This window comes from Streptomyces sp. (genome assembly GCF_031178505.1).
GTDB lineage: Bacteria > Actinomycetota > Actinomycetes > Streptomycetales > Streptomycetaceae > Streptomyces > Streptomyces gulbargensis.
This window is the reverse complement of the sequence record NZ_JAPSIW010000252.1, coordinates 1-8,571: the sequence shown is the minus strand read 5'-3', so window position 1 is coordinate 8,571 and position 8,571 is coordinate 1. Positions and strand designations below refer to the sequence as shown.

Here is an 8,571-nt window from a genome sequence, read left to right as displayed (position 1 = left end):
CGCCCGGTGGCGGGCTTCTGGCAGGTGAGACCGGCAGCCCGCCGGAAACTCATCGGTCGGCGGCGGGCTTCCCCGCGCCGGGGCGCCCCGCTCGTGTCTTGTCGATCAGGCCGGATCAGGAAGCGGCGAGACGCCCCTAGTCGAACCAGCGGTCCCTCGCCAGTTCCGCCGTGCGGGAGGGGTCCTCCAGGAGCGCGGCGACCTCGAAGCGGCGGGGCCACTGGGCGGTGGCCCAGGCGAGGCCGGCGGCGACGCCCTCCAGGGTGGCGGCGTGGAGCACGCCGTCGGGGGTGAGGCGCCAGTCCAGTTCACGGCCGGCCGCGCGGAGCTCCTCGTGCTCGATGTACGTGGCGGGGGTGGCCGGGCCGAGGAGGGCGTGGACGGCGGCCGGGACCTCGTGCTCCTCGCCGACCGTGGTCACCTCGGCGTCGACGGTCTCGCTCAGGCGCCGCACCTGGAGCAGGTCCGCCAGGTCGGCCGCCCGGGACGGGGAGACCGGCAGCAGCGGCAGGCCGGCCGTGAGCGGCAGGAGGTCCGGGGCGTCCGCGACCAGCGCCTCCGAGGCGTCCACCACGACGAGTTCGCCGTCGACGACCGCGCGCAGCTCGTCCGGCAGGGTCACCTGCTCCGGGTCCAGATCCGCGAGGGCCGTGTAGAGGGCGTGCAGCTGGGCGCCGGTGACCTCGCGGGAGGGGTCCGCGAGGCGGCCGAGGAGTTCGGCCGCACCGCCCGGCTCGTCCAGGAGCGCGGCGACGGAGGTGCGGACGCCGAGCGCCCGCAGGACCTGCTCGTCGTCGAAGCCGGTCGCGTCGGCGGAGTCGTACAGGCCGACGAGGAGCGGGTCGGTGCCGGCGGCGCGCAGTCCGGCGGGCCGCCGGCCGTCCAGCACGGGGTGGTCGCGCAGCCACCAGGCGGTGTACGAGCGGACGTTCTCCGTGGTGCCGTCGGGCAGCAGGACCCGCACGGGCTGGATCAGGGCGTCCCGCAGCGGCGGGCGGGCGAGCAGTGCCAGGGCCTGCGGCCAGGCGTCGTCGTCCACCAGGTCCAGGTCGCGGACGGCCACGATCTCCGTCGCCACCGGCGGCACCGGGGTCATCGGCAGCCGGTCCAGGACGTCCTCGCACCACACGTCGACGGCGTCGAGGAGCCCGGCGTCGTCCGGCTCGGGGTAGTCGCCCTCGCGCGGTTCCACCTCGTCCGGGTCGAGGACGAGGTCGGTGGTGCGGACGAGGGCGAAGTTCGCGAGGACACCGCAGGCGGCGAGCGGCTTCTCGCCCCAGCGGGCGGCGAGGTCGGCGTCCACGAAGGGCAGTTCGTCCTCGCGCATGACGGCGGCGAAGGCCGAACCGGGCACCACCAGTTCGCCCGCCGGGGTGAGCTCGCCGTCCTCGTCGGGCAGGGCGAGCGCGGCGAGCCACGGCTCGTCGCCCGGTTCGAGCTCCGCGTCCCGGACCAGGCCGAGGACGGTCTCGGCGAGCTCCTCGGCGTCCGGCGCGTCCACGTCCTCGTCCCACACCTCGCCCACGTCGAGCGAGGCCGCGACCGCCAGCCGCACCTGGTGGGTGGTCAGGACGGCGCGGGGCGTCGCGGGAAGGGCGCCCAGCTTCTCCAGGAGCGGGTGCGCCGCGTCCGGGTGCGCCACCTTCAGGCCGAGCCGGGTCAGCTCCGCGGGCGTGCGGTCCTGCGGCAGCAGCACCTGGCGGGGGCCGATGGCGGTACGGACCCGGGCGCCGTCCTCGCCGGTGCCGGCGAGCGGCACAGGCAGGCCCGTCAGCCGGTCGGGGTCGACGCCCGCGAGGGAGTCGTAGAGCCGCCACCACCAGGCCGCCGGCCGGTCCACCCCGGCGAGCCGGTCGACGGCCTCGGTCAGCGGCACCCGGCCGATGCCGAGCGTCCGCAGCTCGGGCCGCCGCTCGAGCCCCGCCGGCAGCAGCGTCGGGAACACCTCGGCCATCACCCGTACGGTCTCGGCGCCCGCGCCCTCCACGACCTCCGCCTCGACCGGGCGGAGCGCCGGCAGGAACTCGGAGGGCACGGCCGGGGCCAGGAAGGCCACCCGGGGCAACCGGTCGAGGATCGCCTCGCGCAGCGCCCCGTCCAGGTGTCCCTTGCCGAGCGGGCCCGGGACGAGGTCGAGCGCGGCGGGCGTCACCGGCCGCCAGTCGGCGAGCAGTTCGGCGTACGCGTCGGCCGCGCGCTGCACGAGGAACTCGGTCACCGGGCCGGGCGCCACGTGCCGGCGGGCCGTGTCGAGCGGGAAGGAGGCGATGAGGACGGCGGGGATGCCGAGGGGTTCGTCGGTGGGCGTCGGGGCGTGCACCACGGGGGCGCTGCGGGGGTAGCGGGGAGTGCCGTCGTCGTTGACGGGGACCGCCCAGGTGACGGACCAGTCGGGGCGCAGGCGCTCCTCGACCGGGCGGTCCTTGAGGAGGTCCGCGTCGAGCGGGCCGCCGTGGGTGACGGTCCGCCAGCGGTGGGCACCGGACGCCGAGTCGTCGATGTGCACGTAACCGTCGCGCTCGGCGCGGGTGAGGGTCCGTACGGTCCCGGCCGTCTCCACGACGATCTCGGTGAGACCCGAAAGGGTGAGCAGCAGCGTGTCGTCCACGGCCGCGAGGAGGCCTTCGGCGAGGGCCTGGGCGGCGGCGTCCCGGAGCGGGAGGACGACGACGGTGTCGTACCCCTCGGGGGCGGTGCCCTCGGCGGGCAGGGGCAGCCGCAGCAGCGGTACGTGGCCGTCCCTGCGGCGCAGTTCGTCGCCGAGGCCCGGGCTGCGGCGGGCCACGTCCGAGGCGAGTCCCCGGGCCTCCGCGAGGGACCAGCGGACGCCTCCGTGGCGGCCCAGGACGGCCGGCTCGTCGCTGACGGCGAGGACGGCGGCGAAGCCGACGCCGAAGCGGCCGACGGCGCCGGGGCCGTGCTCGCGCTTGGCGGAGGCGCGGAGGGTGGACAGCGACTCGACGCCGGCCGCGTCCAGCGGGGCGCCGGTGTTGGCGGCGGCGAGGACGGCGGGGCCGTCCGGGCCCGCCGGGTGCAGGGTGAGGCGGAGGCGGCCGGTGACGCCGGCCCGGTGGGCGGCGTCGGCGGCGTTCTGGGCGAGTTCGACGACGAGGCGGTCGCGGTAGCCGCCGAGGGCGAGGTCCTCCTCGGCGTTGGCGTCCTCGCGGAACCGGGCGGGCGAGGCCGCCCAGGCGTCGAGCACGCCCCGCCGGAGCCGTGCGGTGCCGAAGGGATCGCTTCCGTCGGTCGTCGTCCGGACGCTGACGCTCACGTCTGACTCCACTCTGCGGGGTGGTGTGTGGTGCGGACCGGTGAGTACACCGGGGCCCGAAGGTACCGCGCCCGCCACCACCCCGCGGCCCGTCACCGGGCGACTCCCGACGGCCCCCGGCGCGATGCCGGGAGGTCGCCGCGCGGGGGGTCAGGAGTGGCCGAGGTCCTCGGAGGTCGCGTCGGGTTCCGTCGTGGAGCCGGAGTCCTTGGAGGGGCGGAGCGGGAAGACGTCCGCGGCCATCGAGTCGTGGACCGGCGGCGCCGGACGCGGGGGCTTCGGCATGACCGCGGCCTCCGAGTGGCCGCCGCAGCCGTACGACAGGGAGACGACCCGGCCGTCGGCCGGCGAGAACTCGTTGGCGCACACGCCGAACGCCTGCCGCAGCGAACCGGCCAGCGGCACCAGGAAGCCGCAGGACTCGCAGGACGCGGGCGCGGCCTGCGCCATCGGCGTCTTCGCGCCGAACGCCTCGTCCCAGCGGTCCGCCGCCACGTGGAGCCCGTACCGCGAGAGGACCCGCGCCCGGCGCATGCCGAGCTCCTCGGCGACCGAGGCGATGGCACCCCGCGAGGGGGTGCGGTCGGTGATCTCCGCGTCCTCGGCGTCGAGGTGCTCGGCCATCTCCTCGGAGACGGCCGAGTTCGGCGGCGGCGCGTCCTCGCCCGTGTACCCCGGCTCCAGGCGCAGGTCGTCCTGCTCGGTGGGCAGCAGGTCGCCGGGGCCCATGTCGCCGGGCCGCAGCCGCTCGCTCCACGGCACCCACTCGGGGGCGAGGAGCGCGTCGGCGCCGGGCAGCAGGACGGTTTCGTCGAGCGTGACGTTCTTGGCGCGGGAGGCGCGGGTGACGGTGACGGCCCAGCGCCAGCCGCGGTAGCCCGGCTCACGGGCCTCGAAGAAGTGCGTGACGACCCGGTCGCCCTCCGCGACGGCCCCGGCGTACTCGCCGACGACTCCCGGTGCGGCCGCCTCCTCGGCGGCCGTCCTCGCGAGGTCTACCGCCTCGGCGCACAGGCGGTCGGGGGTACGCGGGGTACGCGGGGTACGGCTTCGCGTCGTCGCAGCACTCACAGGTCTCGCTTCTCTCCTACGCCGTCTCACGGGTGCGCCGGCCGAGGAGCGGGAGCGAGGCTTCGGGCGGCGGGCGGAGCGGACCGGAGGGCCGCATCGACGTCCGCACCCGACCTGTCTCGCGCGTCTCGGGCACACCTATCGTCATCCATTCTGCGGGATGCCGAAGAGGCGCGCGGCCGAGAGCAACCGCCGGTGGCGCGCTACGCACGCTACCCCGTTCGCGGGCCGCCGCCCACCTGCCCGCCCCAAGTGGCCCGTATCGCGGACGCCCGGCGGCGCGCCACGCCCGGGCTCCGGCCCGTGCGGGACCCGCCGGTGAACCGGTGCCGAACCGTGCCGCCACTCGTACGACAAGCCGTGCGGCGCCCGGGTCCCGAACCGTACGACTCCCCTTGCGGCGCCGCCGTTCCGGCGGGTGCGGCAGCCCGTACGGGGACTCCGCCGCGGGGCGCTCGCGCCGCCGGCCGCGGACCCGGCCGGCGGGGACCCCACCCGCCGCGCCACGGTTCGGGGGGCGCACCCGTGGGGCACTATGACGGAGTGGCAGCCGCACGGTCCCACGAGCACGCCGGGCCGCTCCGTCGAGCGGGCCGGTCGGTCGGGCGTGCCCTGCACCTGCCGTTCACCGGTACGGCGCGCGGCATCCGGCGGGCGACGCACGCGCAGGGCGCGGGCGAGTCGGGGCTGGGCAAGCTGATCGAGCTGCACGCCGTGAACGGCGCGGGCGACGTCATGATCACCGTCGCCCTCGCGTCCACCGTCTTCTTCTCCGTGCCCACCGACGAGGCCCGCGGGCGCGTCGCCCTGTACCTGGCCGTCACGATGGCCCCGTTCACCCTGCTCGCCCCCGTCATCGGTCCGCTGCTCGACCGCATCCCGCACGGGCGGCGCGCCGCCATGGCGGGCGCGATGCTCACCCGCGCGGTGCTCGCCGTGATGATGTCGGGCGCGGTCGCCACCGGCGGCCTGGAGCTGTATCCGGCGGCGCTCGGCGTGCTGGTGGCCTCGAAGGCGTACGGAGTCGTCCGCAGCGCCGTCGTCCCCCGGCTCCTGCCGTCGGACTTCTCCCTGGTCAGAGCGAACTCACGGGTCACCCTCGCCGGTCTGCTCGCCACCGGCGTCGCCGCCCCCGTCGGCGCCGGACTCCAGATGGTGGGCCCCGGCTGGCCGCTGTACGGGGCGTGCGCGCTGTTCCTGCTCGGCACGTTCTGGGCGCTGCGGATGCCGCACAAGGTCGACTCGGCCAAGGGCGAGCGGCGGGCGCACCTGCTGACCCACGGGGAGCGCAGGCCCAGCCTGCGGACGGTGGGCCCGTCGGTCCTGCACGGCCTCCAGGCGAACGCCGCGCAGCGCATGCTGGCCGGCTTCCTCATCTTCTTCCTGGCGTTCCTGCTGCGCGAGCACCCGCTGTCGGGGCAGAGCGCCGCCGTCTCCCTGGGCATCGTCGGGGTGGCGGCGGGCGTCGGCAACGCCTGCGGCACGGCGGTCGGCTCGCTGCTGCGGGACCGGGGCCACCGCCCCGAGACCATCATCGCGACGATGATCACGACGGTGTTCACGGCGGCCGTCTGCACGGCCGTCCTCTTCGGCGGTCTGATGGTCGCCGTCCTCGGCGCGGTCGCGGGCCTCACCCAGGCCCTGTCGAAGCTGTCCCTGGACGCGATGATCCAGCGGGACGTGCCCGAACAGGTGCGGACCTCGGCCTTCGCCCGGTCGGAGACCGCCCTCCAGATGGCGTGGGTGATCGGCGGCGGCATCGGCATCGCCCTGCCGCTGAGCGGCCCGCTCGGGATGGCGGTCGCCGCCGCGATCCTCGGCCTGGGCGCGCTGCTCGCCGTGCGGGGCCTGCTGTCGGCGGCCCGGCGCCCGCGACCCGGCGCCGAGGGCCGCACGCCGAACCGGGTGGCGTAGGTGTGTCCGGGGGGTCCGGGTGGCGGCACGCCGTACCCCCGCGTGGCGCGGGCGGCGCGGCCCGATAGCCTTCGGCTCATGACCGTTGCGTTCTTCACCGGCTCGCGCCGCCGGGCCGCCGTCGCCCTCGGGGCCGTCTCCGCCGGCCTCCTCGTCCTCTCCGCATGCGACAAGCCGACTCCGCTCGCGACCGTGACGGTCGGGACCGACTCGGTCCACTCCGAGGCCGCCTGCTACAACGGCGGTGAGGCCATCAAGGAGTCGCAGATCCAGCAGTGCCTCAACAAGAAGGCCGAGAAGTCCATCACCGTGGCGATGGACGACAAGATCCGCTTCGGGGTCGACCCCGAGATCGCGGACCACGGCTGGACCATCTTCCTGGGCGGCCAGCAGGCCGAGCCGGAGCCGTACAAGAAGACGTACCGGACCATTCCGGCCAGCGCCTTCTTCTCCAGCCAGAGCGGCGAGAGCACCAACACCACCCAGGTGACCATCGTCGAGAACACCGGCAAGAAGCTGACCGGCATCTGGCACTTCCAGCTGAAGAAGGACTCCTGAGTCCGACTCCTGATCCGGCGGTGGCCCGCCGGATCCTGATCGTGACGGCCGTGGCGGCGGAGGCGGACTCCGTCGCCGCCGGCCTGCCGCCCGGCGCCCCGCGGACCGTGGACCTGCCGGGCGGCCTCACCCTGCGCCGCCACACCTTCCTCCCGGCCGGCGCGAGCCGGGCCGTGCGGGTGGACGTGCTCGTCGGCGGGGTCGGCCCCGCGGCCGCCGCCGCCGCGACGGGCACGGCCCTGGCGACGGCGTCGCTGCGGGAGGCCCGTCCCGCGGACTCCGTGGCGGGAGCCGCCGCGCCCTACGACCTCGTGGTGTCCGCCGGGATCGGCGGAGGCTTCGAGCCGGGCGCGCCGCTCGGGTCGCTCGTCGTGTCGGCGGCGATCGTGGCCGCCGATCTGGGGGCCGAGACGCCCGACGGGTACCTGGCCGTCGAGGAGCTCGGGTTCGGGCGTTCCGTGCACCGGGTGCCCGAGGCGCTGACCCGGCCGCTGGCCGACGCCCTGGACGGTGCGGGTGTGCCGCACACCGTGGCTCCCGTGCTCACCGTCTCCACCGTCACCGGCACCGCCCGGCGCGCCGCCGAGCTGGCGGAGCGTCACCCGGGCGTGGCGGCCGAGGCGATGGAGGGCTTCGGCGTGGCAGAGGCCGCCGCCGCGTACGGCGTGCCCGTCGCGGAGGTCCGGGCCGTGTCGAACACGGTCGGCCCGCGCGACCGGGCCGCGTGGCGCGTCGGCGAGGCCCTGGCCGCGCTGCGGGAGGGGTTCGGGCGGCTGGCCCGTACCGGCTTCGCGGCGGTCCCGGACGCCCGGGCCGCCACCGGTCCCGTCCCCGACACCGTCCCCGGTTCCGGGTCCGCATCCGGTTCCGGGTCCCGTCCCGGCTCCGTGGAGGCACCCGCGTGAAACTGAAGATCGCCTACTCGCCCTGCCCGAACGACACCTTCGTCTTCGACGCCTGGGCGCACGGCCGCGTCCCCGGCGCGCCGCGCCTGGACGTGACCTTCGCCGACATCGACGTCACCAACGGGTGGGCGGAGAGCGGCGCGGACGACCACGACGTCCTGAAGGTCTCCTACGCCGTGCTGCCCTGGATCCTCGACGAGTACGCGCTGCTGCCCTGCGGCGGCGCCCTCGGCCGGGGCTGCGGGCCGCTCGTGCTCACCCGTGACGCCGGCACCGGGGCCGACCTGGCCGGGAGGACGGTGGCCGTGCCGAGCGAGCGCTCGACCGCGTACCTCCTCTTCCGGCTGTGGGCGGCCGAGACCGTGCCCGGCGGGGTCGGGGAGGTCGTCGTGATGCCGTTCCACGAGATCATGCCGGCGGTCCGGGACGGCAAGGTCGACGCCGGGCTCGTCATCCACGAGGCCCGCTTCACGTACCGGAACTACGGGCTGCACTGCCTGGCCGACATGGGCGAGCACTGGGAGTCGACCACCGGCCTGCCGATCCCGCTCGGGGCGATCGTCGCCCGCCGCTCGCTCGGCGCGGACACGCTGCGGCGGCTGGCGGACGCGGCCCGTACGTCGGTACGGATGGCCTGGGACGACCCGGCGGCCTCACGCCCGTACGTCCTGGAGCACGCCCAGGAGATGGATCCGAAGGTGGCCGACCAGCACATCGGCCTGTACGTCAACGAGTTCACCGCCGACCTCGGCGAGCACGGTTACGCGGCGGTCCGCGGGCTCCTCACCCGCGCGGCGGGCGGGGGGGGCGGCCCGCCCCTCCGCCCCGACGCGCGGGCGGTCCCGGAGGGGG

The 8,571-nt window shown here is 76.2% G+C and carries 6 protein-coding genes; 4 read left to right on the top strand and 2 right to left on the bottom strand.

Annotated elements, in window-relative coordinates; all coding sequences use genetic code 11:
• Window positions 1-136: 136 nt before the first annotated feature.
• Together RIF68_RS18050 and RIF68_RS18045 are read right to left on the bottom strand one after the other, a co-directional pair.
• On the bottom strand, window positions 137-3,283 hold the full coding sequence (locus tag RIF68_RS18050) for a sacsin N-terminal ATP-binding-like domain-containing protein (protein WP_309052297.1): 3,147 nt from the start codon (window positions 3,281-3,283) through the stop codon (window positions 137-139).
• A 138-nt stretch (window positions 3,284-3,421) separates the two neighbouring features.
• On the bottom strand, window positions 3,422-4,342 hold the full coding sequence (locus tag RIF68_RS18045) for a DUF3027 domain-containing protein (protein ID WP_309052296.1): 921 nt from the start codon (window positions 4,340-4,342) through the stop codon (window positions 3,422-3,424).
• 543 nt (window positions 4,343-4,885) lie between these two features.
• Between RIF68_RS18045 and RIF68_RS18040 the strand changes: the two genes are divergently transcribed.
• The 4 genes from RIF68_RS18040 to RIF68_RS18025 form a co-directional block, all read left to right on the top strand.
• On the top strand, window positions 4,886-6,256 hold the full coding sequence (locus RIF68_RS18040; protein WP_309052295.1) for an MFS transporter: 1,371 nt from the start codon (window positions 4,886-4,888) through the stop codon (window positions 6,254-6,256).
• 78 nt (window positions 6,257-6,334) lie between these two features.
• Window positions 6,335-6,814, top strand: a complete 480-nt coding sequence (locus tag RIF68_RS18035) for a DUF2771 domain-containing protein (protein ID WP_309052294.1) — start codon at window positions 6,335-6,337, stop codon at window positions 6,812-6,814.
• Window positions 6,815-6,834: 20 nt separating this feature from the next.
• The gene (locus RIF68_RS18030) at window positions 6,835-7,719 is read left to right on the top strand and encodes a futalosine hydrolase (protein WP_309052293.1); all 885 of its coding nucleotides are present in this window, start codon (window positions 6,835-6,837) and stop codon (window positions 7,717-7,719) included.
• A partial coding sequence (locus RIF68_RS18025; protein ID WP_309052292.1) for a 1,4-dihydroxy-6-naphthoate synthase occupies window positions 7,716-8,571 on the top strand: 856 nt, incomplete at its 3' end. The genes RIF68_RS18030 and RIF68_RS18025, both read left to right, overlap by 4 nt.